Annotated in this window: 23 protein-coding genes; 11 read left to right on the forward strand and 12 right to left on the reverse strand. The window is 66.7% G+C overall.

Annotated elements, in window-relative coordinates:
• The first annotated feature begins 16 nt into the window (after positions 1-16).
• The 3 genes from AC5RWA_RS16770 to AC5RWA_RS16780 all read left to right on the forward strand — a co-directional run bounded on the left by AC5RWA_RS16770 (position 17) and on the right by AC5RWA_RS16780 (position 3,266).
• Positions 17-637 (forward strand): FMN-binding negative transcriptional regulator, encoded by a 621-nt coding sequence (locus tag AC5RWA_RS16770; RefSeq protein ID WP_494058402.1) that lies wholly within the window; start codon positions 17-19, stop codon positions 635-637.
• A gap of 251 nt (positions 638-888) precedes the next feature.
• Positions 889-2,337 carry an amino acid permease gene (locus AC5RWA_RS16775; RefSeq protein WP_494058403.1) on the forward strand — a complete coding sequence of 483 codons (1,449 nt, stop codon included), beginning with the start codon at positions 889-891 and terminating at the stop codon, positions 2,335-2,337.
• 170 nt (positions 2,338-2,507) lie between these two features.
• Positions 2,508-3,266, forward strand: coding sequence for an IclR family transcriptional regulator (locus AC5RWA_RS16780; RefSeq protein ID WP_494058404.1), 759 nt, complete (start codon positions 2,508-2,510; stop codon positions 3,264-3,266).
• Here the strand turns inward: AC5RWA_RS16780 and AC5RWA_RS16785 are convergent.
• The 3 genes from AC5RWA_RS16785 to AC5RWA_RS16795 all read right to left on the reverse strand — a co-directional run bounded on the left by AC5RWA_RS16785 (position 3,263) and on the right by AC5RWA_RS16795 (position 5,479).
• Complete coding sequence (locus AC5RWA_RS16785) at positions 3,263-4,030, reverse strand: IclR family transcriptional regulator (protein ID WP_494058405.1); 768 nt, start codon at positions 4,028-4,030, stop codon at positions 3,263-3,265. The two genes, AC5RWA_RS16780 and AC5RWA_RS16785, sit on opposite strands and share 4 nt — an antisense overlap.
• A 202-nt stretch (positions 4,031-4,232) precedes the next feature.
• Positions 4,233-4,988, reverse strand: a complete 756-nt coding sequence (locus tag AC5RWA_RS16790; RefSeq protein WP_494058406.1) for a cyclase family protein — start codon at positions 4,986-4,988, stop codon at positions 4,233-4,235.
• Positions 4,985-5,479, reverse strand: a complete 495-nt coding sequence (locus AC5RWA_RS16795) for a hypothetical protein (protein WP_494058407.1) — start codon at positions 5,477-5,479, stop codon at positions 4,985-4,987. Before AC5RWA_RS16795 ends, AC5RWA_RS16790 begins: the two co-directional genes overlap by 4 nt.
• 55 nt (positions 5,480-5,534) lie before the next feature.
• On the opposite strand from AC5RWA_RS16795, the gene mmuM reads away from it, so the two are divergent.
• Positions 5,535-6,500 carry a homocysteine S-methyltransferase gene (mmuM, locus tag AC5RWA_RS16800; protein WP_494058438.1) on the forward strand — a complete coding sequence of 322 codons (966 nt, stop codon included), beginning with the start codon at positions 5,535-5,537 and terminating at the stop codon, positions 6,498-6,500.
• 117 nt (positions 6,501-6,617) lie between these two features.
• Positions 6,618-7,112, forward strand: coding sequence for a hypothetical protein (locus tag AC5RWA_RS16805; protein WP_494058408.1), 495 nt, complete (start codon positions 6,618-6,620; stop codon positions 7,110-7,112).
• A gap of 24 nt (positions 7,113-7,136) precedes the next feature.
• Here the strand turns inward: AC5RWA_RS16805 and AC5RWA_RS16810 are convergent, their stop codons facing one another.
• Entirely contained in the window at positions 7,137-7,688 is a 552-nt protein-coding gene (locus AC5RWA_RS16810; protein ID WP_494058409.1) for a dihydrofolate reductase family protein, read from the reverse strand.
• Positions 7,689-7,913: 225 nt separating this feature from the next.
• On the opposite strand from AC5RWA_RS16810, the gene AC5RWA_RS16815 reads away from it, so the two are divergent.
• Positions 7,914-8,396, forward strand: coding sequence for a hypothetical protein (locus tag AC5RWA_RS16815; RefSeq protein ID WP_494058410.1), 483 nt, complete (start codon positions 7,914-7,916; stop codon positions 8,394-8,396).
• 31 nt (positions 8,397-8,427) lie between these two features.
• On the opposite strand, the gene AC5RWA_RS16820 is transcribed toward AC5RWA_RS16815, so the two are convergent.
• From AC5RWA_RS16820 to AC5RWA_RS16845, 6 genes are all read right to left on the reverse strand, one after another.
• The gene (locus AC5RWA_RS16820) at positions 8,428-9,336 is read right to left on the reverse strand and encodes a GGDEF domain-containing response regulator (RefSeq protein WP_494058411.1); all 909 of its coding nucleotides are present in this window, start codon (positions 9,334-9,336) and stop codon (positions 8,428-8,430) included.
• Positions 9,333-9,623, reverse strand: a complete 291-nt coding sequence (locus AC5RWA_RS16825) for an Hpt domain-containing protein (RefSeq protein ID WP_494058439.1) — start codon at positions 9,621-9,623, stop codon at positions 9,333-9,335. Before AC5RWA_RS16825 ends, AC5RWA_RS16820 begins: the two co-directional genes overlap by 4 nt.
• Positions 9,506-10,246, reverse strand: coding sequence for a response regulator (locus AC5RWA_RS16830; RefSeq protein ID WP_494058412.1), 741 nt, complete (start codon positions 10,244-10,246; stop codon positions 9,506-9,508). Before AC5RWA_RS16830 ends, AC5RWA_RS16825 begins: the two co-directional genes overlap by 118 nt.
• 11 nt (positions 10,247-10,257) lie before the next feature.
• The gene (locus tag AC5RWA_RS16835; protein WP_494058413.1) at positions 10,258-12,357 is read right to left on the reverse strand and encodes a sensor histidine kinase; all 2,100 of its coding nucleotides are present in this window, start codon (positions 12,355-12,357) and stop codon (positions 10,258-10,260) included.
• A gap of 140 nt (positions 12,358-12,497) precedes the next feature.
• On the reverse strand, positions 12,498-14,699 hold the full coding sequence (locus tag AC5RWA_RS16840; RefSeq protein WP_494058414.1) for a putative bifunctional diguanylate cyclase/phosphodiesterase: 2,202 nt from the start codon (positions 14,697-14,699) through the stop codon (positions 12,498-12,500).
• A 174-nt stretch (positions 14,700-14,873) separates the two neighbouring features.
• Positions 14,874-15,143 (reverse strand): GlsB/YeaQ/YmgE family stress response membrane protein, encoded by a 270-nt coding sequence (locus AC5RWA_RS16845; RefSeq protein ID WP_079595779.1) that lies wholly within the window; start codon positions 15,141-15,143, stop codon positions 14,874-14,876.
• Between the two features lie 209 nt (positions 15,144-15,352).
• Here AC5RWA_RS16845 and AC5RWA_RS16850 point away from each other — a divergent pair, with 209 nt between their 5' ends.
• Complete coding sequence (locus AC5RWA_RS16850; RefSeq protein ID WP_494058415.1) at positions 15,353-16,219, forward strand: HAD hydrolase family protein; 867 nt, start codon at positions 15,353-15,355, stop codon at positions 16,217-16,219.
• Positions 16,220-16,228: 9 nt separating this feature from the next.
• Here the strand turns inward: AC5RWA_RS16850 and AC5RWA_RS16855 are convergent, their stop codons facing one another.
• Together AC5RWA_RS16855 and AC5RWA_RS16860 are read right to left on the reverse strand one after the other, a co-directional pair.
• The gene (locus tag AC5RWA_RS16855) at positions 16,229-17,608 is read right to left on the reverse strand and encodes a UDP-glucose dehydrogenase family protein (RefSeq protein WP_494058416.1); all 1,380 of its coding nucleotides are present in this window, start codon (positions 17,606-17,608) and stop codon (positions 16,229-16,231) included.
• Positions 17,605-18,762 (reverse strand): glycosyltransferase family 4 protein, encoded by a 1,158-nt coding sequence (locus AC5RWA_RS16860; protein ID WP_494058417.1) that lies wholly within the window; start codon positions 18,760-18,762, stop codon positions 17,605-17,607. Before AC5RWA_RS16860 ends, AC5RWA_RS16855 begins: the two co-directional genes overlap by 4 nt.
• 279 nt (positions 18,763-19,041) lie before the next feature.
• On the opposite strand from AC5RWA_RS16860, the gene AC5RWA_RS16865 reads away from it, so the two are divergent.
• From AC5RWA_RS16865 to rhaS, 4 genes are read left to right on the forward strand one after another with little or no spacing between them, the layout of a single operon-like run.
• Complete coding sequence (locus AC5RWA_RS16865) at positions 19,042-20,592, forward strand: sugar ABC transporter ATP-binding protein (RefSeq protein ID WP_494058418.1); 1,551 nt, start codon at positions 19,042-19,044, stop codon at positions 20,590-20,592.
• A complete protein-coding gene (locus AC5RWA_RS16870; RefSeq protein WP_494058419.1) occupies positions 20,589-21,632 on the forward strand; it encodes an ABC transporter permease in 1,044 nt (347 codons plus the stop codon). The genes AC5RWA_RS16865 and AC5RWA_RS16870 overlap by 4 nt, the downstream gene beginning before the upstream one ends.
• The gene (locus AC5RWA_RS16875; protein ID WP_494058420.1) at positions 21,625-22,782 is read left to right on the forward strand and encodes an ABC transporter permease; all 1,158 of its coding nucleotides are present in this window, start codon (positions 21,625-21,627) and stop codon (positions 22,780-22,782) included. Before AC5RWA_RS16870 ends, AC5RWA_RS16875 begins: the two co-directional genes overlap by 8 nt.
• Positions 22,772-23,830, forward strand: coding sequence for a rhamnose ABC transporter substrate-binding protein (gene rhaS, locus AC5RWA_RS16880; protein WP_079595774.1), 1,059 nt, complete (start codon positions 22,772-22,774; stop codon positions 23,828-23,830). Before AC5RWA_RS16875 ends, rhaS begins: the two co-directional genes overlap by 11 nt.
• Positions 23,831-23,852 lie beyond the last annotated feature (22 nt).

The raw sequence follows: 23,852 nt of genomic DNA on the forward strand, positions 1-23,852 counted from the left end.
CCGAAAGGACCACACCATGTACATTCCCGCCCACTTCGCAGCAGACGCCGACGCCGTCCGCCATCTCCTCACAAGCCCCGGCGCCGCCAACCTGGTCACCATGACGGACCAGGGCCTGCTGGCCACCCTGCTCCCCTTCGTCTACGAGCCCACGGTGGGGGAGCGTGGGGCACTGCACGCCCACGCCGCACGGAACAACCCACAGTTTTCCGCCCTGCCCCACCGTGAAGCGCTCGCCATCATCGAGGGTCCGGACGCCTACATCTCGCCGTCCTGGTACCCCTCCAAAACCGAGCACGGCCGCGTGGTGCCCACCTGGAACTACTCAACTGCGCACGTCTACGGCGAATTGATCATCCATGACGACGCCGACTGGCTGGGACGGCACGTCCGCCGCCTGACGGGGCTGCACGAGGGCGGCCGGGAGCAGCCCTGGGCCGTTGACGACGCCCCCGAGCGGTTCATCGCCGGGCAACTGCGCGCCATTGTGGGCGTCGAGCTGCTGATCACACGGATCGAGGCCAAGGAAAAGCTCAGCCAGAACCGGTCCGCCGTGGACGCCTCAGGGGTGGTCCAGGGACTGAGGGCCAGCGGGCAGGAAGCCAGCGCCGCTGCCGTGGAGCGCGTTCGCGGCTGAGCTGCCGGGAGGGACGCACGACGGCGTCGCCCGCCTCCACCCGATGGGCAGGTGGCGCCGTCGTCTTCAGCATGGGTGGGACATCGGAAGTAACAGCGTGCAATATAAGCATGCCTTTATGTCTTTACTGACTGAAAATTCGGGAGGCGTGCTAATTTCAGCACTGTCGACGTGCACTTCTTCGTTTCCCGGGGGCGGAACCAAAGGACTGCGCGCGCCCCATCGCACCGACCCCCACCTTGGAGAAGCCCGTGGAACCCTCAGCACCGCTCACGCTGGATGAGCAGTCCGCCGGATCACAACCGGCAACGCAACAACAGGCAGAATCAGGGCTCCGCCGGTCCATGGGGCCGCGCCACCTGGTCATGATTGCCATGGGCGGCGTCATCGGCTCCGGGTTGTTCCTCAGCTCTGGGTACACCATCTCCCAGGCCGGCCCGCTCGGCGCCGTGATCGCCTATCTGGTCGGCGCCTTCGTGGTGTACCTGGTGATGGCGTGCCTGGGCGAACTCGCCATCGCGTACCCGGTGTCCGGCGCGTTCCACATCTACGCCGCCCGCTCCATCGGCCCCGCCACCGGCTTTGCCACCGCCTGGCTGTACTGGCTCTGCTGGGCGGTGGCCATCGGTTCCGAATTCACCGCCTCCGGCCTGCTCATGCAGCGCTGGTTCCCGGACGTGGAGGTCTGGGTCTGGTGCCTGGTCTTTGCTGCATTGCTCTTCGGCTTCAACGCCGTCTCCTCCAGGTTCTTCGGTGAGTCCGAGTTCTGGTTCGCCATCGTGAAGGTGGCCGCCATCATTGGGCTCATCGTCCTGGGCGGCGCGGCGCTGTTCGGTTTCCGCCCGCTCAGCGGCGGTGAAAGCCACCCGTTCCTGTTCGAGAACTTCGCCACCGAGGCCGGCCTGTTCCCCAACGGCTTCACCGGCGTCCTGGTCACCGTCCTCGCCGTCTTCTACGCCTTCTCCGGCTCCGAACTCATCGGCGTCGCGGCAGGCGAGACCAAGGACCCGGCCACCAGCATCCCTAAGGCCATGCGCACCACCGTGATCCGGCTGCTCATCTTCTTCGTCGGCGCTATCGCGGTCATCGCCGCCACCATCCCGTACAGCGAGGTGGGCCTGGACGAGAGCCCGTTCGTGACGGTCTTCTCCACCATCGGCCTCCCGTTCGCCGCCGACATCATGAACTTCGTCATCATCACCGCACTTCTCTCCGCCGGCAACAGCGGCCTCTTCTCCTGCGCCCGCATGCTCTACTCGCTCGCCGATGAAGGCCACGCGCCACGGGCGTTCAAAAAGCTGACCCGCCGCGGCATCCCGCTGATCGCGCTCTCGGTGAGCATGGTGGGCGGCCTCGCCTCCCTGATCAGCAGCGTGGTTGCCCCGGAAACGGTCTACCTGGTCCTGGTCTCCGTGGCCGGCTTCGCCGTGGTGGGCGTGTGGATGTCCATCACCGCATCGCACTTCTTCCACCGCCGCGCCTTCGTCCGCAACGGCGGAGACGTCTCCGCCCTGGCCTACAAAGCCCCGCTGTTCCCGCTGGTGCCCATCCTGGCGTTCTCGCTCTGCGTCGTCTCCCTGATCGGCATCGCCCTGGACCCCGCCCAGGCCGCCGCGCTCTACTTCGGCATCCCCTTTGTGGCCGCCTGCTACATCTGGTTCCACTTCCGGCACGGCCGCAAGGCGCTGCCCGCCAAGTAATTGCCCGTGAAGTAGCGGAAGCGGACGACGGCGGCTGCCGGGAAGGTGCGTTGCGCACCTTACCGGACGTCCGCCGTCGTTCTTCCCCGTGCCTTTCCGGCCTCGCCTTTGCGGGGCGGGGGGCCATGGAAGAATAGGGCGAGGTTACAGGCCGGGAGGGGCAGATAAGCGTGGATTCGTCCGCTGAGGCGTCGTCGATGGCGCAGGGGCTCCGGATTGTGCGGCTGGTGGCCGACCGGGAGAAACGGGGCCGTCAACTGCTGGGCGTTTCGCAGCTGGCCGTCGAGCTGGACATGGAGCAAAGCCGCGTCTCCCGGCTGACCCAGGAACTGTGCGATCTCGGGCTGCTGGAGCGCGTGGACCGCGGGCCCTTCCGGACCGGTCAGCGTTTTTTCAGGCTCGCCGCGTCACTGAACACCGGCTGGGTACGGGAAGCCAAGACCGAACTTGAGGCGCTGGTGGCCGCCCTGGGTCTCCGCGCACGGCTCTCCGTCCGCGACGGATACCGCGTTATCCTGGTGCGCAGTTCCAGCAACGACGCCGTTCCCGGAAGCTTCGTCAAGCCGGGCATGGTGACCCCGGCCTGGTGCACGGGTGCCGGGCGGGCGCTGCTGTGGGACTTTGACCGTCCAGCCCTCGAGTCCCTGCTGGCCGACGTGAACTACATCGGCATCGGCGGGCCGGGCGCTGCCCACTCCACCGGCGAAGTCTGGGACCTGATGGTCCGGGACCGTGCCGGCGGGTCTATTGCCGCCGTCGAAGAATTCGAGCACGACGTAGTGGAACTCGCCGTGCCCGTCCGGGACTCCGGCGGAGCCATCCTGGCCTCACTCAGCGTGCTGGGTAGCCGGGCCGACATCGGGCCCGGCGAAGCTGCCGCGGCAGCTGTTCACCAGGCTGCGGACAGGCTCGGAGCCTATCGGGCTTAATCCTGCGGCTGGTATCCGAGCCTTTGTTCCAGCCACTCACCCTGCGCCACCAGCGCGGCCGCGCATTCCTCCCGGCGCGGCTCCAGCCGGTCCTTGATGCCCACGATCTGCAGGGCCGCCACCACATCGCCCTTGAAGTCCCGGACGGGGACGGCCAGCGAGTAGAGGCCCGGTTCGGCCTCTTCATCCACGATTGAGTAACCCCGCTCGCGGGCTGCCTCGCGCCGTGCCAGGAAGTCGTCCACGTCGGCGGGCGTGTTCGGGCCGTGCCGCACGAAGGCGACATCCGCGAAGACGGTGCGCACCTCTGCCTCCGACGCCTCCCACAGGACCGCCTGCCCGGCGTCGCTGCAGTAGGCGGGGTAGGGCCTGCCCAACCAGGAGCCCACCAGGTTGCTGCTGGCCGGGACGCTTTCGCCGATGGTTACGGTGCTGTCTGCGTGGAGCACCCCGAGGAAGCAGGCCTCATCGGTTTGGCGCGCAAGCGTGTCCAGGGCCATGCCGCCGTCGGACTGTAAACGGCGCTCGGTGAGCAACTGCGCGTCGGTGAGGACGGACCAGTCCAGGCTGTACGTGCGCTGGTTGATGCGGGTGAGAAACCCTTCCTGCTCCGCGCCCCGCAGATAACGCGACACCTGGCTGCGGTCCTTGCCCAGGCCGGCGGCGATGTCGGCCACCGTTCCGCCGGCATGTCCGGCCCCATGGCGGGAACCAACAGCCAGCACAGCCATGATTCCGCGGCCCATGCTGGAGGTTTTTGACATGGAGTTGAGTCTAGTGGAGCGACTTTCCGGGTCCAGCCATCCGCTGGATCACCGGAATCGCCGGAATGCCGCCAGGTCGCCGGAACTTTCCAGCGACCTCGATCTGTTCCGGCGACTTCAGAGCGGTGACGTGGACCAGCGGCGCATAGGCGCGGCGACGCGGCTTCGGCGGAGCGGAAACGGGAAGGCCGGAAACCGGGTTTCAGCAGATGGCGAATACCCGCGCCGGAAAGCCGCTGCCGCCCTGCGGCTTGGGCCAGCTGGCGACGACGGCCGCGCCCGCTTCCGGCAGCCCGTCCAGGTTGGCCAGCAGTTCAATCTGCCAGCGGTCCTGTTCCAGGACGTAGGTTTCCAGGCTGAAGTCCTGACGGGAGGTGGCGAGGCCCGGGTCGGTGTCGGTCTGCTCGTGGCCTACCGCCGCAACGGACCGCCCGTTGATCAGGAAGGACAGCACCTCAAGGGACCAGCCGGGGGTGTGGCTCAATCCGTCCTTATCCCGGTTCGCCATGGCCTGGGCGTCCGGCCAGCGGTGGCTCCAGCCGGTGCGCAACGCCACGAAGCTGCCCTCCGGGATGGCCCCGTTCCGGCTTTCCCAGTCCCGCACGTCCTCCAATGTAGGGGTGGCATCCGGGTCGCCCGCCACCCTGGAGGTGATGTCCAGGACCACCAACGGAAGGATCATCTCCTCCACCGGGATCTCGTCGAGCGTCCTGCCGCCGCGGATGAAATGGGACGGCGGGTCCACGTGGGTTCCCCACTGGCCCACAATCGAATAGCGGTGGGCGGTGAACCCGTCGCCCCGCTCCATGTCGAAGAGGGCTTCCCGCTCCTCATCAGGGAATGCAGCGAAACGGGGCTGGCCGGGATGGAAAGCGTGCGTCAGGTCCACGAACCGCCTGCCCGCGAGGACGGACTGCAGGCCTTCCCACAGCGAGGTGGTGAGGGTGGAATCCGTCATGATGCTGCACTTCCTTCGGTGGCCGGTGCCAGTGCCGTGCTGGAGACGCTGATGGGTCCGGTCAGTTCAATCACGGGTACCTCCCACGGGTGGATATCAACGATCTGCCGCATAAAGCGCTCGACGGCGGCATCCTCCAGGGAGGCGTCGAAGTACGTGGTGAAAACGAAGGTGGGGGACAGTGTCTGCTCGCCGACGCGCCCCAGGGTGGGGTTGGCGCCCTCCGCGGTGGTGAAGCCCTCGAAGCCAAGGCCCGACTCAAACACGTGCTTGTAGTTGCCGAAATCGCCCAGCTCCCGGAACTGCGTCAGGGCCTGGAGCAGATGGGCGATGCCCGGATCATCGCGGAAGGCACTCGCTTTCCCCTTGGCCAGCTGCGCAAAGGTAGTGCCGCTGATGGGCCAGTGCACGCGCAGCTTGCGTACCGGATGCAGTTGAACGTCCACGAACCTGTCCTCTTTCCTCCCGCCGGGCTGACGGTTGCCTGCCATCGTGACAGAAAGAAATAATCATTACAAGCATATGAAAATGCGTATTATGACTACTATGCCTTCAACCGCGCCGCTGTCGTCCTTGCTGCACTCCGGGGAGCACCTTCCCGCCGACGGCGCCCTGGCCACCGAACTTGAGTCTCGCGGCTGCAATTTGGACGATCCCCTGTGGTCAGCGAAGGTCCTGCTCGAACAGCCCCACCTGATCCAGGACGTCCACCGCGACTACTTCGCGGCCGGCGCCAGGATTGCCATCACCGCCAGCTACCAGGCCACGCCCCAAGGGTTTGCCCAGCGGGGGATGGGAGAGCAGGAGTCACTGGAGCTCGTGGCGTTGTCCGTACGGCTGGCCAATGAGGCCCGTCGCGAACACCTGTCGGCCAACCCTGATGCCGGGCCCTTGCTGGTGGCCGGATCTGTTGGCCCCTACGGCGCGTACCTGGCGGACGGCTCCGAGTACCGCGGCGACTACGTCCTGACGCCGGAGGAGTTCAGAAAATTCCACCGCCCCCGGATCGCGGCGCTCGTGGAAGCCGGTGCGGACTTCCTCGCCTGTGAAACGCTCCCGTCCTATGCCGAGGCCAAGGCGCTGCTGGCACTCACGCAGGAATACGACGTCGAATCCTGGTTTTCCTTCTCGCTGCGGGGTGGCGCACACATCAGCGACGGAACGCCCCTGGCGGCCGTGGCTGAACTCTTTGACGAGCAACCGCAGGTTGCGGCGGTCGGCGTGAACTGCGTGCCGCTCCACGTGGTCACCCCCGCGCTCACAGCGCTGCGCGGGGCAACGGACAAACCCCTGGTCGCCTACCCGAACTCCGGCGAAACCTACGATGCCGGTACCAAGACCTGGAGCCCCGCCACACCGTCCGGGAGCGCGGCCGGAGAAGGGAATCCGGCGACCCTTGCCGAAGGCACCGCCACCTGGCAGGCCCTTGGCGCCCGCATCATCGGCGGCTGCTGCCGGACAACGCCCGGCGATATCGCCGCCGTCCAACGCCTTCTTTCCCCGGCCCGGTAGGCGGGTCGAAGAGCCCCTGCCACGGGCGGCGCCTCCACATCCCGGTTAGCTGTTTGGCGAAGGAGGGCAGGGGTACCTGTGCTTCTGTCACCGCTCCCGGAACAAACTGGAGGAACCATGGCCGGATCCCGTGGACAAGTGCTGCTGGCGGCTGCCGCTCGAGGTGCCATGTGTGGCCTCGCCGGTGTGGCCGTGATGACAGCGGGGGAGAAAGTTGAACAATTCCTGACCAAGCGGCCCAACTCCTACATCCCGGCACGCACGCTCATCACGCTCCTGGGGCAGCGCCAGGACGATGCGCAGAAGCCCCTGGTCTGGAACCACGTGATGCACTGGGGGACCGGCGCATTGCTCGGTTCCGTGCGGGGGATCTGGGCAGTGACCGGCATCCGCGGGCCGCTGGCGAACACCAAGCACACCGTTGTCCGGCTCGCGTTCGACCAGACGCTTGAAAATGCGACCGGCGCCGGCGCCCCGCCCTCCACCTGGCCGCGGAAGGAACAGGTGGTGGACGTGACGCACAAGGCGCTGTACTCGCTGGCGACTGGACTGGCGGCCGACCGCTGGATCCGGCCGGTCCTAAAATCACGCCGCGGCACCACCAGCCACTGACGGTCTGCAGGACGCTTTCCGCTCCTAGCCCTCGAGACGCCCGTAGGTGCTGATGACGTTGCCCTTGCTGGTGCTCCGCTGGTCCTGAAGCACCAGCCGGGTGGTCGGGTCGCCGTCCTCGAACAGGCGGCGCCCGCTGCCTGCCACCACGGGGTGGGTCATCAGGGTGAGCGAGTCCAGGAGCCCGGCGAACAGCAGTTGCCGGGTCACGGAGATGCTGCCGCACACGGCGATCTCGCCGCCGTCGCGCTCCTTCAGCTTCGCCACGAACTCCTCCAGCGGGGCGTCCATCAGGCGCGAGTTCTGCCAGTCCAGCGGCTCGGTGAGCGTCCGGGAGGCCACATACTTTTCCACGGGGTTGATGAAGGCGGCGAAGTCCTCGTCCACGGACGCGTTCGGCCAGTAGCCTGCCCACTCCTGGTAGCTCACGCGCCCCAGCACCACGGTGTCCACTGTTTCCATCATCTTGGTGAGGCCTTCGCCCAGTTCGTCGTCGAAGCTGTCGAACTGGAACTTGTAGGGATCGGACACCACGCCGTCAACGGAATGGAACAGGCCTGCGGTCACTTTGCGCATTCAAAAACCTCCAGAAATCGAGTGGACAAAACCAACCGTAACGGGGCGTCCGGACGGGCGGAAGATGCGCCGAAAAATGTACGACGGCGGCACTTCAGTTAGCTTCATCACTCGCGGTGGCGTCTTGCAGAGTTTTCGTGATAACCGGCTTCATACTGGTGTTGATGCGGCCACTTTCGGCAGCCGCCGGTGTTCGGCCATTTTGCGCCAGGCAGGAGGAAGTGCATGGAAACCCTGAAAAAGATCGTGAGCAACCAGTATTTTCCCGCCGGCGCCGTCCTGACGGCGGTGATCCTTTTTTGGGCCGTGGGAATGCTGGGCGGGCTGTCCCTCCTGCACAACAACCAGCCGCCGCTGACCACCCTCACCTGGATGTTGTTCGTTTATATGGCCGCCGTCCTCACCCCGATTGCGGGCCTGATGGCCGCCGTCGACCTTTACCGACGCTGGCGCCGCAACCGCGCCGCAGCCGAAAACGCCGCGGCCGAAACAAGTCCGGCAGCTTCAACCGCCAGCACGGAGGCCATCCTGGTCGGCAGCCAGCGGGCGGAAGCGCATGTTCCGGCCGAGGCGGCCGGGACGCGATCCCAGCAGCAGCCCGTTGTAGAGTCGCCCCTTTCTGAGCAGCCCGCGCAGCAGCAGCCCGCACAGCAGAAGCCGGCCCCGAAGAAGCCCATCCAGAAAAAGCAAGGCAAAAAGGCCGCCTGACCCGCCGCCACCCCGGCCCGCGGACCTGCGGCTACCCGGCCACCTCAACCCGGTTCCGGCCGGCCGCCTTCGCCGCATACAGGGCAGCGTCTGCCTCACCCAGCAGTGTGTCGGCGTCGGCGGGGTGCTGTGCCGAGAAAGTGGAGATTCCCGCGCTCAGCCGCAGCTGGCCGGACGGATCGCCCACATGCGGGATTCCCAGCTCCCGCACGGCTGCCAGCGTCCGTTCCATCAAAGCCTTCGCCCCGGGGAGGCCTTGTTTGGGCAGCACCAGCAGGAACTCCTCGCCCCCGTACCGGTAAACGCCGTCGCTCTTCCGTGCGTGGCGTGCCAGCGCCGCCGCCACGGCCCGCAACGCAAGGTCCCCCGCCTGGTGGCCGTAAATGTCGTTGTAGGCCTTGAAGTTGTCCACATCGCACATGGCAAGGCTGTACTCCTCGCCGTAGCGGGCGCTGCGGGCGTGCAGCTGCTCCAGGTCCTCGGCGAGTTTCAGCCGGTTGTGCAGCCCCGTCAGGGGATCAGTCCGCGCCTGCTGCGAGAGTACCTTCCGGTAGTGGGCCAGATCCGCGTGCAGGGTGGTGATCCGCAGGGCCACCAAGAGCCGGGCCCGCAGCACGAACGGGTCAAGCGGCTTGGTCACGTAGTCGTCCGCGCCGGCCTCCAGGCCCGCCAGCACATCGTCCCGGGACCCCTGCGAGGTCAGCAGCACAATGTAGGTGTAAAGGTCCGTCTCCCGCGCCCGGATGGACCGGCACAGCGCCAACCCGTCCATGCCGGGCATCATCCAGTCGGTGACCACCACGTCCGGCTGGTGTTCGCGGAACAGTGCCCACGCCTCGTCACCGTCCGCGGCCGCCAGGCAGTCGTGCCCGGAGCGTTCGACGGCGGCCCTGGCCACCAGCAGCGAGCCCGGATCGTCGTCGGCCACCAGCACTTTCACTTCGGCACCTCCAGCATGGTCTCCAGTTCGGTGTCCACCTGCATCAATTCCGATTCCAAGCGGGCGAGAAGATCCGCGGCGCCGCCGCTTGTTCCGCTGCAGCCCACGCCTTCCAGCTCCGCACAGGTAGCGGCGACGGCGCTGGCGCCGATGTTGGCTGCGGATCCTTTCAGGGCGTGGGCGGCCTGCACCAGTGCCGGCCCGCCGCCGCCGTCAATCGCTGTGCGGATCGCCGCGATGCGTCCCGGGGCGTCCTTGCGGAAAGCCTCCGCCGCCGCACGCAGCAGCCCATCACCGGTGCCAAGCTCCCGCAGCATGGCGAGCCGGTCCTGGTCCAGCGCCGGGCGGCTGCTCCCCGCGGTTGCCGGGCGCCCGCCGTTACGGCCAGCGGCTGGGGGACCTGTTCCGGAACCCAACGCGTCAGTGCCGCCTGCAAGGCCGCGGCATCCACCGGTTTGGCCAGGTAATCGTCCATGCCTGCTGCCAAGCAGCGCTCCCTGTCCCGGTCCAGTGCGCCGGCGGTCATGGCGATGATCGGCAGCCGGTAACCCAGCTCCCGGCCCCGGATCACCCGGGTGGCCTCAAAGCCGTCCATCACGGGCATGTGGCAGTCCATCAGGACGGCGGCATAGAGGGTGGCATCGGTGGCGGCAACGGCTTCGGCGCCGTTGGCCACCACGTCCACCGCGTACCCGAACTTGCTGACCGTTGCCTTGGCCACCAACTGGTTCACTTCGTTGTCCTCCACCACCAGGATGCGTCCACGGGCGGGTCCGTCCATCGGGTCGGCGGCCCGGGCAAGGTGGCTGGCCCCGCCCGCCGGGAGCGCAGCATCCCGCGTGGACATCAGGCGGACCAGGCGGTTGTAGAACTCGGAACTGCGGACCGGCTTCATCAGCCACTCGCGCACCCCTGCACCCGCTATCTCCGCCGGTCCACCTGCATGGTGGAGGTCAGCATGATGAGCTCGATCCCCGCCAGCCCGCCGTCGGCCTTCATCTGCCGGGCCAGCTCCAGACCGTCGGTGTCCGGCATGCAGAAGTCCAGCACGGCCAGATGGAACGGTTCTCCGGCCGCATTCGCCTCCCGCGCCCTTGCCAGCGCCGAACCGGCATCCGGCACGGCTTCGGGGTGCATCCGCCAGCCCCGCAGCTGCGATTCGAGCACCAGCCGGTTGGTGGCGTTATCGTCAACCACCAGTACGCGCAGGCCGTTGAGGAAACCCGCGGCGGGCACGGGGTCCGTGGACGGCGGAGCCACCGGCAGCGGCAGCCGGAACCAGAACGTGCTGCCCTCTCCCGGCACGCTCTGCAGGCCCACCTCGCCGTCCATCGCTTCCGTCAGCCGGCGCGAGATAGCCAAGCCCAGGCCGGTCCCGCCGTAGCGGCGCGTGGTGGAGGCATCCGCCTGGGAGAAGGACTGAAAAAGTTTCGGGTGGTGGGCGGGGTCGATGCCGATGCCTGTATCCCGCACCTCGAAGTACACGGCGGCGGTGCTTCCGGGACCCGCGCCGGGGTTCTCCGTTGTCACCCGGATGGCAACCTCGCCGGATGCGGTGAACTTCACCGCGTTGGAGGCAAGGTTCAGCAGGATCTGGCGGATCCGGCCGGAGTCGCCCTCCAGCCGCGCCGGGACCTCCGGCTCGCAGTAGGCGATCAGCTCCAGGTTCTTTGCCAGCGCCGGTTCCGCAAGCAGGCCCGCCACTTCCTCCACCAGGACGCGCGGATCAAAGGGGCGGATATCCAGGTCCACCTTGCCGGCCTCCAGCTTGGAGAAGTCCAGGATGTCGTTGATGAGTGCCAGCAGCGCCTCGCCGGCACCCTTGACGCCCTGGGCGTACTGCTTCTGGGTGTCATCCAGCGGTGTTTCCAGCAGCAGGGCCGTCAGGCCCACCACGCCGTTCATGGGTGTGCGGATCTCGTGGCTCATGGTGGCCAGGAATTCGGACTTGAGCCGGCTTGCTTCCAGGGCCGCTTCACGGGCGGCCTCCAACTCCCGGGTGCGGACCGCCACTTCCTCCTCGAGGCCGCTGGTGAGCCGGATGTTCTCGAAGACGATCAGTACCTGCCGGACCAGCACGCACACCAGCACCGCGGCCCCCACCACCAGCAGGAACGGTTCCAGCTCGTAAAGATGCGGCCCGGCGAACATGATCACCGCAACCAGCAGCGGCGCGTAGGGCAGCAGCTCCAGCGCCAGCGTGTAACCCTGCCGGTCCGGCCCGGCGCTCTCCACGGACGGTGCCAGGGGCGCCAGCGCGATGAGGAGGAAGGCGATGATCCAACCGAGGGCGAGCGGCGAACCCGTGGCGCCCGTGACGCCGTCGAACGTCATCCTCACGTAGATGCTGTCCGTGACGGCGAGGACCAGCAGGCCGCCGCCGAAACACAGCCACGGAAGACGCTCACCCGGCTGGCGCCGCATGGCAAGGACCAGGACCAGGGACGTGATGATCGCGTCCACCACCGGGTAGGCCATCCCGGTGAGGCGCGCCAGCGGGTCACCCACCGAACTGGACGCGGGCCCCAGCGCGGTGTACCAGCTAACCACCAGCACCGCGCCGGCGATGACCGCTGCGTCCATCACCGCCCGGTACAGCGCCACCGGGCTTCCGGCGCGCCCCTTGAAGGAAAAGAGCGCGGCGACGGCGGGCACCGAGTACGCGATGAACCCGGCGTCCGCGAGCGACGGGAAGGGATAGACGTGGCTGTAGGCGAGGCCATAGTAGGTATAAAGAGCCATGCCCGAGGCCCACACGAAGGCGGCCACGGACATGAACATCCAGGCCCTGGCGTTGACTCCGCCACGCGCGGCAGCACGGGCACAACTCGTCCCGGCCAGCAGGGAAGCCGCGAGGATGAGGACATCCCCCGTCACCAATGCCGGGGGCGTGCCGCTGTTGGCTGCGAAAAACAGGGCAAGCGCGGCCAGCGCCACAGCAGTCAGCAAAGCCGGCAACCCCAGCCGGACCCCCCTGTTACCGATGGCAGGCCGGTGCTCCAAAAGACCGGTGCGAGACACGAAGGTCCCCTTCCCTCCAGCTGCGCCCGGAACCCCAAAAACCTGAGACCGGAGCCCGCCCGAGACCTGGGCGGAGACGCACCCCCATGATATCCCTCACACCCCTCGGCGGGGTGGCCGGCAGGCGCACGTTTGCCCCGCTACCGCGCCTTGAGGGCGTTCAGGGCTTCCTCGGCATGGTGCAGGGCGTGTTCCAGTCTCTCGCCCGGCTCCGGAAGGGAGAAAAGATATCCCTGCAGGGAATCGCAATCCAGCGCCGTGAGGTAGTCCGCCTGGGCGGCCGTTTCGATGCCTTCGGCGATGACGGCAAGGCCCAGGCTCTGCGCCATGTTGATCATGGAGCTGAGGATGGGCAGCCGCTCGGTGCCGGTACGCACCATGGAGACGAAGGTTTTGTCGATCTTTACGGTATCCACGGGGAGGTCCTGCAGCCGGCCCAGCGAAGAATAGCCGGTGCCGAAGTCATCCAGGGCCACCCGGGCGCCGGCCTCCCGCAGGGTGCTGAGCTGCTTGATCAGGCTGCAGTCGGCGTCGAAAAATACGCTCTCGGTGACTTCCAGGACCAGCTGGAAGGGTGCCACGCCGGCCGCTTCCGCCAGGCGCAGGACAGTGTCTGCGAAGTCCCGCTCCTGCAGCTGCACACCGGAGACGTTCACGGCGAGGGACCGCGAGGGATCCTCGCTCAGCCAGCCTGCCAGCTGGACCATGCCGGCCGCCATGACTTCCGACCCGATTTCGCTGATCAGGCCGGTCCGCTCAGCGAGCGGGATGAAGACCGACGGCGGCACCCGCTCACCGCCGCGGTCCCACCGCGCCAGCGCCTCGAACATGACCACCTGGCCCATGCGGTGCGAAACGATGGGCTGATAGTCCACGGTGATCTCGCCATTCGCCACAGCCTGCTGCAGCCCGCTTTCCATATCGGTCCTTTTCACCAAAGCTGTCATCATGTCGGGGTGGAACCGGAGGAAGCGGTTCTTGCCCGCCGCCTTTGCCGCATACATGGCGATGTCCGCCTGGCGCAGGAGTTCGGACGGGCCCACGCTGTCCTGGCCCAGCGACGCGAGCCCCAGGCTGAGGCTGGGCCGCAGCACGGTGCCGCTGATGGTCACGGGAACGTGAAGGCAGCGGACAATGCAGGCGGCGATCTCGTCGGCGTCGGGGCAGGCCGTCAGCAGGACCACAAATTCGTCACCGCCCAGCCTGGCCACAACATCTGCCGTGGGGACGCAGCCGCGCAGCCGGCGGGCCACCTCGATCAGCATGTCGTCGCCGGCCTGGTGGCCGAGGATGTCATTGACCTCCTTGAAGTCGTCCAGGTCCAGCAGCAGCACGTCCACCGCCTTCAGCCGCGGCTCCTGCAGGGCCTCGGCCAGCCCGTCATTAAACACGGCCCTGTTGGCCAGGCCGGTCAGCGGATCCTGGAACGCCATGGCGCGGAGCTTCTCTGCCTGGGCAGCCAGGTCAAGCATTGCCTGGTGGGCCTGCTCCTGGGCTTTCCGGCGCGGAGTCACGTCCCGGAAGCTCCAGACCCGGCCCACGATGTTGTCTCCCACCCGCTGCGGCCGCGAGTAGCGTTCGAAGGTGCGGCCGTCCTTGAATTCCAGGACGTCGTGGCTCTCTGCCGCAGGATCGTCCTCCACTTCGGTAAGCCGGGCTATGAACGCCACGGGGTCCGCCACCTGGGCAATGATGAGCCGCATTACGGGATCTTCGCTGTCGCCCTCCAATAATTCCGGCGGGATGTTCCACATGGTGAGGAACTGGTCGTTGAAACCGGCAACGTGTCCGTCTGTGCTCATCACCAGGATGCCGTCCGCCGTGGATTCCAGCGTGGCCGTCAGCAGGGACATGGCCTCCCGCAGGTCGGCGTCCGCGGCCTGGCGGTGTGAAGTACCCCGGACGGACAGGAGCATCCGCGTGCCGGCCGGAACGCCGTCGTACTGCCGTGTCTGTCCTCCCGTCGATCGCGGCGGGACTGAGCCATGCATTGCTTCCTGCGGCCCCTCCGTCGGGAGGAGCGAGCCTGCCACTTCAGCAGAAAATTCGGTGCCGTCGCTGTTTAGCCCGTTAATCTCCCGGGGCGGCGGAAATTCGCCGGGGCTGGCCATGAGCTGCCGGAAGAGTTGGTCCACTTCATCCTTAAAGCCAGCAGCCAGGAGCGTCCGATAGTTGCGGCCTGCCAGCCCTTCCTGCGGTAACCCGAAGAGCCTGGCTGCCGCGGCGTTGGCCACCGTGATGGTGCCGTCCGCTGTCACGGCCAGGAGGGCATCAGGGTTGGCGTCCAGGACCGCCCCGAATGTTCGGACCGCCACCTTATTGCCGTGGCTGGAATCAGCCATAACACCACCCCCCTCGCACATCATAAACGCGAACGCGGAAATTTAGCGGCGCGGGGAGGAATCGGTTTCCAGGGAATTGCCCGGAACGGCGCCCGGCCGTTGCCAGCGGCACGCAAAAACGCCGTCCTCCCGGTGGGAGGACGGCGTTTGCGGTTGATGAAATATGAGGTGCTGTTACACCCTGCGGTGGCTGCGGTTGGTGATTGCGCCGTAGACCAGCAGTACGACGATGGAGCCGAGAATGGCCAGCAGCCACGTACGGATATCGAAGAATTCCGCCAGTCCGCCGCCAAAGATCAGCGAACCGATCCAGCCGCCCAGAATGGCGCCGACAACGCCAAGGACCATGGTTACCACCCAGCCTCCGCCCTGACGACCCGGCAGGATTGCCTTCGCGATGGCTCCGGCGATCAGGCCCAAAATGAGAAATCCGAGAATGCCCATGTTGTCACTCCTTAATCAGTAAGTTGTGCCGGGCCCCCATTTCCGGTGTCCTAATTCAATCAGCGTGCTTACTTCTCTGCAAGGCTTTGTTTATCACAGGATGACTGTCACTTTGCCTCAAGGAATGCCGATCATTTACCGTGTGAACCCGCACAAATGCGCGCCTTCGATAGGATTGGGTGTCCCCGCAGCAGACCAAGGAGCCCGGCATGTCCAGCCAGCAAACCGTCCGGCCACGTGCCATCTTCCTCGACATCGACGGCACATACGCGGACCACGGGCTGGCACCTGCAGCGCACGTCGAGGCTGTCCGGACAGCACGAGCGCTCGGCCACCTGGTTTTTGTCTGCACCGGGCGGCCGCTGTCCATGGTCCCCGGCCACATCCTCGAAACGGGTTTCGACGGCGTCATCACCGGGGCCGGTGCCCGCGTGGAGCTCAACGGCGAGATCCTGAAGGACACCCGCTTTGAGCCGGACCTCGCCGCCCGCCTCGTGGAAACGCTGGATGCCAATAACGCCGCCTACATACTGGAAGCACCGGAGGCGCTGCATGGCCGCACGGGGGTTGACCAGCGGCTGAGGCAGGTGCTGGGTCCTGTGTTCGCCGGCCGGCCGCGGCACGACGGAGTCCTGAGTACCGACGTCGATCCCCTCGAGGACATCCTGGGGCCCATGCAGTACAGCGACGACCTGCGTTCTGCCTCGTTCGCCAAAATTTCCTGCTTTGACTCGCCGGTGCCGCTGGCAGAACTCCTGGGCACTTTCGGCCCGGAGGTGGGCCTGATCCCCAGTTCCCTCTCGGCGCTGGGTGACCGCGCCGGCGAGATCTACATGGCCGGCACCCACAAAGCGCTGGGAATCCAGGTAGTGGAAGCCCGCCTCGGGCTGGACCGGGCGGACATCGTGGCCATCGGCGACAGCGCCAATGACATTGAAATGCTGGAGTACGCGGGAATCGGGATTGCCGTTGAAGGCGGACACCCGGACGTGCTGACCGTCGCTGACAGGTTCACCCCCGGCCCTGCCGGCAATGGTGTGGCACTGGCCTTTGCCGAACTGGGACTCCTGGGCTGACGGCCAGGGTCAGCGGGCGGCAGCCTCCGCCGATTGGACCATCGGTGCTGCAGGCGATGTGCCCAGCCCGCGCACCAGCCAGCCTTCCGCCTGCCAGGCAGCGGCGTCCAGCGCGTTGCGCGCATCCAGCACCACCCGCCGTCGGACCAGCGAAGCGGCCGTTGCGGGGGAGAGGCGGCGATAGTCGTCCCACTCGGTGAGCAGCAGCACCAGTTCGGCCCCCTCGAGGGCGCGCTCGGTGGAGGCTTCGAAGCGCAGCCGCGGGTAGCGCCGCCAGGCATGGTTCACGGCTTTCGGATCCGTCACCGTCACATGCGCGCCGGCGGCAGCCAGCCGGTCTGCCACATCGAGGGCGGGCGAGTCACGGATATCGTCCGTGTCCGGCTTGAACGAGGCGCCGAGGACCGTGACGGAGCGGCCGGCGAGGCTGCCGCCGCAGAGCTCTGCGGCCAGTCCAACCGTCCGGGTGCGCTGTCCCAGGTTCACCGAATCCACCAGCCGCATCCAGTCCTCCACCGCTGTAACGCCATGGTCTGCGGCCTGGCTCCGGAAGCTGCGGATGTCCTTGGGCAGGCAGCCGCCGCCGAATCCCAGCCCGGCGTGCAGGTACCGGCTTCCGATCCGCGGGTCCAGTCCCATCGCCTCGCTGAGTTCCGCAACGTCCGCACCGGAGGCGTCGCACAACTCGGCTACTGCGTTAATGAAGCTGACCTTGGTGGCCAGGTACGCATTCGCCGCCGACTTGATGAGCTCCGCGGTGGCAAAGTTGCAGACAAGCCGCGGGATCCCAGCCCGGAGCAGGGGCTCGTACACGGCGTCCAGCGCGGCGGTGACCCCAAGCGGCGCTCCCGACGACGGGCCGAAGGCAGCGGCGCGGCCGCCCTCCACGCCATAAACCAGGCGGTCGGGCACCAGTGAATCCTTCACGGCTGTACCCTGCCGGAGGAATTCCGGGTTCCATCCCAGCCGCACGTCCGGGCGCGGGGACAGCACATCGCGGAGCATCGCCACGGTGCCGACGGGCACCGTGGATTTGCCGACGACGACGGCGCCCGCGGCCAGGTGCGGCAGCAGGGCTTCCGTGGCGGAGACCAGGAAGGTGAGGTCGGCGGCGTCGGACGTTTTGTCCTGGGGGGTGCCCACGCAGAGGAAGTGGACCTGCGCGCCCTTGGCGTCCGCCATGTCGGTGGAGAACCGCAGCCTGCCGCTGGCCCGTCCGTCCTGGAGGAGTTCGTCCAGGCCGGGTTCGTGGAACGGGGCCACACCGCCGCCCAACTGGCTGACCTTGGCCGGATCGACGTCGATGCCCACCACGCTGTGGCCCATGGATGCCAGGGTGGCGGCGTGGACGGCGCCCAGGTAGCCGCAGCCGATGACGGAAATTTTCATTGGATTGCCCCTGCCCGTGAACCCGATCCCTGTGCTGCCGGCCTGTCCGCCATCACGTCCGTATAGTGCCCCACCAACTCGGCGCACAGCGCCGGCCAGGTCCTGTTCTGAACAGACCCATGGGCAGCGGCCGCGAAGGCCCGGCGCTTGGCGTCATCGCCCATGAGGTCCAGCACGCGGGCACGCATTCCTGCAAGGTCGCCGGGTTCGTAGAGCCAGCCCGTCCGCGAGTTTTCGACCAGGTCCAGGGGTCCGCCGCGGCCGGTGGCCACCACGGGCACACCCGATGCCATGGCTTCCTGGATGGTCTGGCAGAACGTTTCGAACTCGCCCGGGTGGACGAACAGGTCGAAGGACGCAACGGTGCGTGCCAGCTCGTCACCGCCCAGGAAACCGGTGAAAACGGCGTCCGGCAGCGCATCTTCCAACGCTGCACGCTGGGGCCCGTCTCCGACGACCACCAGCCTGGTGTTCGGTACTCCGGCCAGGGCCGCCAGGTCCTCAACCTGCTTTTCCACGGCAAGCCTGCCTACATAGCCGATGATCCGGTGACCGTTGGGCGCCACCGCAGCCCGCCACCCGTCGTCGCGCTTTTCCGGTGAGAACCGGGCGGTGTCCACGCCGCGGCGCCACATCTGCACCCGGGGAATGCCGCGGCCGCGCAACTGGTTCAGCGCGAACGTCGAGGGCACCAGGGTGCGGGAGGCAAGCAGATGGATGTTTTCCACCCGGTTCCAGGCCCAGTTCTCCAGGAACGGGACCCCGTACCGGGCGGCATAGCTGGGGACCTCTGTCTGGTAGATGGCCACCGTAGGGATACCCAGCTGGTGGGCCGCCTGGGCCGCCCGCCAGCCGAGGACGAACGGCGATGCCAGATGGACCACGTCCGGTGCGTAGTCGGCAAGGATTCGCTTGACCCGGTACACACCGCCCATCGCCACGCGAACGTTCGTGTATCCCGCCAGCGGGACGGCGGGAAGCCGGTGGATGTGTGCGCCCTTGACCTGGTCCGGCGCTTCCCCGTCCTGCGTGGACGGTGCAATGACCAGGACGTTGTCGCCCCGTTCCTGCAGGTGGTCAAGCACCCGCAGGATGGAATGCGTCACCCCGTTCATCAGTGGCAGGAATGATTCAGCAACAATTGCGATCCTCACCCCTCCACGCTGGGCGCCGGGCCTGACACGGCGGGGGAGAAGGCGTTACCCCGAGGGAAAGGTTGGGTGAACAGGAAGGGCGCCGGTGGCGTGCCAGGCCGGCCAAGGGGCCCGGGCGGAACTGCCGCGGATGCCGCCCCAGCACAGATCGGTTACGAATGCCTGCGCAGGCCCCTGATTCTATTGACGGCGCTGGTGGGCGGTCTTATGATTCAAACCACGTAGGAGTTCTGAAACGATTCATTCCAAGCTTGTAAACCTCGAAGGCGCGGTTACTATATGCAGCAAACTCCGAATGCACATGCGGTTCCCGGTTTTGAGGAACGGCCTCAGGAGACAGTGCTTTCGCTGACCCACGCCGCCAAGACATTCGGCCCGGTGGTCGCGCTGGCGGACGGCACCATTGAAATCCGGGCCGGGGAAATCCACGCCCTTGTGGGCGAAAACGGTGCCGGCAAATCCACGCTGGTGAAGATCCTCGCCGGCCTCCACCACCCGGACTCCGGGGACTTCCGGCTCAGTGGGGAGCCTGTCCATTTCCGGAACGTGGCCGAGAGCAAGGCAGCCGGAATTTCGGTCATCTACCAGGAGCCCACACTGTTCCCGGACCTGACGGTCGCGGAAAACATCTTCATCGGCCGGCAGCCGAAAGGGCGGTCGCGGCTCATCAGCCGCAGCGAGATGAGGCGCCAGGCCGCGGAACTGTTCAAGCGGCTGGGGGTCCCCATCGATCCGTCCAGGGTGGCAGAGGGACTCTCCATTGCGGACCAGCAGATCATTGAAATCGCAAAAGCCATTTCCCTCGATGCGAAAGTCCTGGTGATGGACGAGCCCACCGCCGCGCTCAGTGGGGTGGAAGTGGACAGGCTCTTCGCCGTGGCCCGCGCCCTGCGGGACAAGGGGACCGGAATCCTGTTCATCTCGCACCGCTTCGACGAGGTATTTGACCTCTGCGACCGGATCACCGTCATGCGGGATGGCCGGTACATCGCCACCCACCGCACTGCCGACGTCACGGTGGAACGGATTGTCCGCGAGATGGTGGGCCGCGACATCGCAACGCTGTTTCCAAAGGCGGAGGCGGAGATCGGCCACACGGTGCTTAAAGTCGAGGGACTCAGCAGTGCCGGGGTTTTCCGCGACATCAGCTTCGAGGTCCGCGCCGGCGAAGTTGTCGCACTGGCCGGACTGGTGGGGGCAGGCCGCACGGAAGTTGCCCGCGCCGTGTTCGGGATCGACCCCTACGATTCGGGGCGCATCGAAGTGGAGGGAAAACCCTTGAAGGCGCGCGATCCGCAGGCCGCCATCGCGGCCGGCCTCGCGTTTGTCCCGGAGGACCGCCGCAAGCAGGGGCTGGTGATGAACCTGTCCGTGGCCCGCAACGTCACCCTGACGCTTCGGGAAAAATTCCTGACGGCGGGACTCATCAATGGTGCCAAAGAGCGCCGCGCTGCCCAGGAGTGGAGCAAGCGCCTGCAGGTCAAGGCCGGTTCCCAGGAGCACGCCGTTTCCACCCTCTCCGGCGGGAACCAGCAAAAGGTGGTGCTCGCCAAATGGCTGGCCACGGACCCCCGGCTGCTGATCATCGACGAACCCACGCGTGGCATCGACGTCGGCACCAAGAGCGAAGTCCACCGGCTCATCTCGGACCTGGCGGTGCGGGGGATCGCCATCCTGATGATCTCGTCCGAACTGCCTGAGGTCCTGGGCATGGCCGACCGGGTCCTCGTTATGCGCGAGGGCCGCATCACAGCCCACCTGGACCGTGCTGCCGCCGATCCCGAATCCGTTATGCACGCCGCAACATCATCCACGGGAGTGACGGAATGAGCTCCACCATCGACCACCGGGAACCAGGCACGACGGCGGTGCGCGCCGGCGGAGGCGCGCTTGGCTCCGTGCTGCGGCTGCGTGAGCTTCCCGTCCTGATTGCGCTGGCCCTGCTGGTGCTGATCACGTACCTGAACAACCCGCTGTTCCTGTCGCCGCAGGGGGTCAAGGACCTCCTGTTGAACGCAACCATCATCATGATCCTCGCGGCCGGACAAACCCTGCTCATCATCACGCGGAACATCGACCTCTCGGTGGGCTCCATGCTGGGGCTGGTCGCGTTCGGCACGGGGTCCATCTTTGCGGCTATGCCGGACCTGCCCATCTTCGCCGTCCTCGTCGTCGGGATGGCCTTCGGTGCGTTGCTCGGATCCATCAACGGGCTGCTGGTGACCGTGGCCAAGGTACCGGCGCTGGTCATCACCCTCGGCACGCTCTACGTGTTCCGGGGCCTCAACAACGCCTGGGCCGGGGGCAAACAGTACTTCGCCGGAGACCGGCCGGAAGCCTTCGGTGCCCTGTCCGTGGACACCGTGCTCGGATTCCCCATCATCACTCTGCTGGCCATCGCGGTGGTGGTAGCCGTGGCGGTCTACATGGCCGGGACGCGCCCCGGCAGGGACCTGTACGCCATCGGCTCGGACCCCGACGCTGCCACGGTCTTCGGCATCAAGGTATCCAAGCGGGTGTTCCTGGCGTTCCTTGCCAACGGCGCGCTCGCCGGCCTGGCCGGAGTGCTCTACGCCAGCCGCTTCAACTCGGTGGGGGCAACCACCGGAACCGGCATGGAACTGGACGTCGTTGCGGCGGCGGTGGTGGGCGGCGTCGCCATCTTCGGCGGCAGCGGAACCGTTGCCGGAGCCGCCCTGGGTGCACTGCTCCTGACCACCATCACCAGCTCCCTCACCGCCTTGCGGGTGGACAAGTTCTGGCAGCAGGCGATTGTGGGCATCCTCATCCTCACCGCCATCATCATCGACCGCCTGGCCAGCCTTCGGACAGCGAAGAAACTGCGGATAAGCGAGGCACGCAATGTCTGAAACCACCACCCCCAGGAGCAAGCCGGCGCCGGCCGCGGCGGTCGCGGACAGCACCAAACCGCTGGCGGACGAGCCGAAGGGCAGGACAGGGGCAGCCCGGATCCTGGCCAGCCGCGACGCCATCACCATCTACGCCCTCCTGGCGTTCCTGGTCTACGCAGCCATCGCCATCCCACGGTTCGCCTCCCCGGTCACCACCGGCTTCCTGCTCCTGGATGTCATACCGGTGCTGCTCATCGCGATGCCCATGACGCTGATCATCATCACGGGCGAGATCGACCTTTCGGTGGCCAGTACCGCCGGGCTGACCAGCGCCCTGATGGGTGTCCTGTGGGCGGGCGGGATGGACATCTGGCTGGTGCTCGCCATCTGCCTGCTCGCAGGAACGGCAGCAGGCATGTTCAACGGATTCCTGATCGCCGTCCTGGGCCTGCCGTCACTGGCAGTCACCATCGGAACCCTGGCGCTGTTCCGTGGACTCGCCCTGGTGGTGATCGGCGACAACGCCGTGGCCAACTTCCCAAAGGAACTGACCGCCTTCTTCACCTCCAAGCTGGGCGGGACGGGCATCCCGACGGTGATGATCGGCGTCCTCCTTGTCATGCTGTTTTTCGGCATCCTGCTGCACTTCACGCCCTTCGGACGCGGTCTCTACGCAATGGGTTACAGCAAGGAAGCCGCCACGTTCGTGGGCATCAAGGTGGCACGCAGCAAGTTCTGGCTGTACGTGGCATCGGGCGTGGTTGCATCCCTGGCCGGAATCTATTGGACGCTGCGGTACACGAGCGCCCGCAGCGACAACGCCTCCGGCCTGGAACTCGCCGTGATCGCCGCCGTCCTCCTGGGCGGCGTGTCCATCTTCGGCGGCAAGGGGACCATTCCCGGCGTTATCGCCGGCGTCCTGCTGATCGGCACCCTCAACTACGCCCTGCGCCTGGGACGCGTGTCCGACGTCGTCCTGATCACGGTGACCGGACTGCTGCTCATCGCTTCCGTGGTGGCTCCCAGCATTGGGGCGGGCATCAAGGAGTGGCGGCACACCCGGCGGGTCCGCCGCAGCTTTTCCCGGGACACCGGCGGAGGCGGCACCGCCCCCCACCGCGTCCAAAAAACCGACCGCACCAAGGAGAAGGAAAACAATGATGTTTAACCGCAAAAACACCGGACTCGGCGGGCGCATGGTCCCGCTGGTCACCCTGACCGCTGCGGCAGCGCTGGCCCTGACAGGGTGCGCCGGCGGTGGGGGGACCCAGGGGGAGACCTCCGCCCCCGTCGAGGAGCAGAAGATCACGTTCATCCCCAAGCAGTTGAACAACCCGTATACGGACGTTGTCCTCGGCGGCGGCAAGAAGGGATCGGAGGAAGCAGGATTTGCGTCCTCGCAGGTGGTGGGCCCGCTTGAAGCGTCTGCCTCCAGCCAGGTGTCCTTCATCAACGCCGAAACCCAGGCGGGAACGAACGTCATCGTCATCGCCGCCAATGATCCCGACGCCGTGTGCACCGCCCTCGGCGAGGCACGGTCCGCCGGTGCCAAGATTGTGGCGTTCGACTCCGACGCGAACCCCGACTGCCGCGACGTCTTCATCAGCCAGGTCGTGGCCAAGGAGGTGGCGCTCATCCAGACCAAGCTGATCGCGGAGCAGATCGGCGGATCCGGCGAAATCGCCATCCTGTCCGCCACCGCCAATGCCACCAACCAGAACGAGTGGATCAAGTTCATGGAGGAGGACCTCAACACCAACCCGGCCTACAAGGACATCAAGCTGGTGGCCAAGGTCTACGGCGATGACGACGACACCAAGTCCTTCCAGGAAGCCCAGGGCCTGCTGCAGGCCCACCCGAACCTGAAGGGCATCATTTCGCCCACCACCGTGGGCATTGCCGCCACGGCCCGCTACCTCTCCACGTCGGCCTACAAGGGCAAGGTGGCACTGACGGGCCTGGGGCTGCCCAATGAAATGCGGCCGTTCGTCAAGGACGGAACCGTGACGGAATTCGCGCTGTGGGATCCGGCCCAGCTCGGCTACGTGGCTGCCTTTGCCGGCAAGGCCCTGGTGGAAGGAAAGATCACCGGAGCCGCAGGGGACACCTTCACGGCAGGCGAACTGGGAGACCGCACGGTTGAGGAAGGCGGACTGGTCATCGTGGGCCCGCCCACCGTTTTCAACAAGGACAACATCGACCAGTACGACTTCTAGCGCCGCACGGGGTCCATTCCGC

The sequence above is a fragment of the Arthrobacter sp. 210 2 genome (genome assembly GCF_059093025.1).

Excerpts from the sequence above, each read along its gene's own strand:
- AC5RWA_RS16770 (WP_494058402.1), top strand. The coding sequence starts at position 17 with ATGTACATTCCCGCCCACTTCGCAGCAGACGCCGACGCCGTCCGCCAT.
- AC5RWA_RS16785 (WP_494058405.1), bottom strand. The coding sequence starts at position 4,030 with ATGTCAAAAACCTCCAGCATGGGCCGCGGAATCATGGCTGTGCTGGCT.
- AC5RWA_RS16790 (WP_494058406.1), bottom strand. The coding sequence starts at position 4,988 with ATGACGGATTCCACCCTCACCACCTCGCTGTGGGAAGGCCTGCAGTCC.
- AC5RWA_RS16795 (WP_494058407.1), bottom strand. The coding sequence starts at position 5,479 with ATGGCAGGCAACCGTCAGCCCGGCGGGAGGAAAGAGGACAGGTTCGTG.
- mmuM (WP_494058438.1), top strand. The coding sequence starts at position 5,535 with ATGCCTTCAACCGCGCCGCTGTCGTCCTTGCTGCACTCCGGGGAGCAC.
- AC5RWA_RS16805 (WP_494058408.1), top strand. The coding sequence starts at position 6,618 with ATGGCCGGATCCCGTGGACAAGTGCTGCTGGCGGCTGCCGCTCGAGGT.
- AC5RWA_RS16810 (WP_494058409.1), bottom strand. The coding sequence starts at position 7,688 with ATGCGCAAAGTGACCGCAGGCCTGTTCCATTCCGTTGACGGCGTGGTG.
- AC5RWA_RS16815 (WP_494058410.1), top strand. The coding sequence starts at position 7,914 with ATGGAAACCCTGAAAAAGATCGTGAGCAACCAGTATTTTCCCGCCGGC.
- AC5RWA_RS16840 (WP_494058414.1), bottom strand. The coding sequence starts at position 14,699 with ATGGCTGATTCCAGCCACGGCAATAAGGTGGCGGTCCGAACATTCGGG.
- AC5RWA_RS16845 (WP_079595779.1), bottom strand. The coding sequence starts at position 15,143 with ATGGGCATTCTCGGATTTCTCATTTTGGGCCTGATCGCCGGAGCCATC.
- AC5RWA_RS16850 (WP_494058415.1), top strand. The coding sequence starts at position 15,353 with ATGTCCAGCCAGCAAACCGTCCGGCCACGTGCCATCTTCCTCGACATC.
- AC5RWA_RS16855 (WP_494058416.1), bottom strand. The coding sequence starts at position 17,608 with ATGAAAATTTCCGTCATCGGCTGCGGCTACCTGGGCGCCGTCCACGCC.
- AC5RWA_RS16865 (WP_494058418.1), top strand. The coding sequence starts at position 19,042 with ATGCAGCAAACTCCGAATGCACATGCGGTTCCCGGTTTTGAGGAACGG.
- AC5RWA_RS16870 (WP_494058419.1), top strand. The coding sequence starts at position 20,589 with ATGAGCTCCACCATCGACCACCGGGAACCAGGCACGACGGCGGTGCGC.
- AC5RWA_RS16875 (WP_494058420.1), top strand. The coding sequence starts at position 21,625 with ATGTCTGAAACCACCACCCCCAGGAGCAAGCCGGCGCCGGCCGCGGCG.
- rhaS (WP_079595774.1), top strand. The coding sequence starts at position 22,772 with ATGATGTTTAACCGCAAAAACACCGGACTCGGCGGGCGCATGGTCCCG.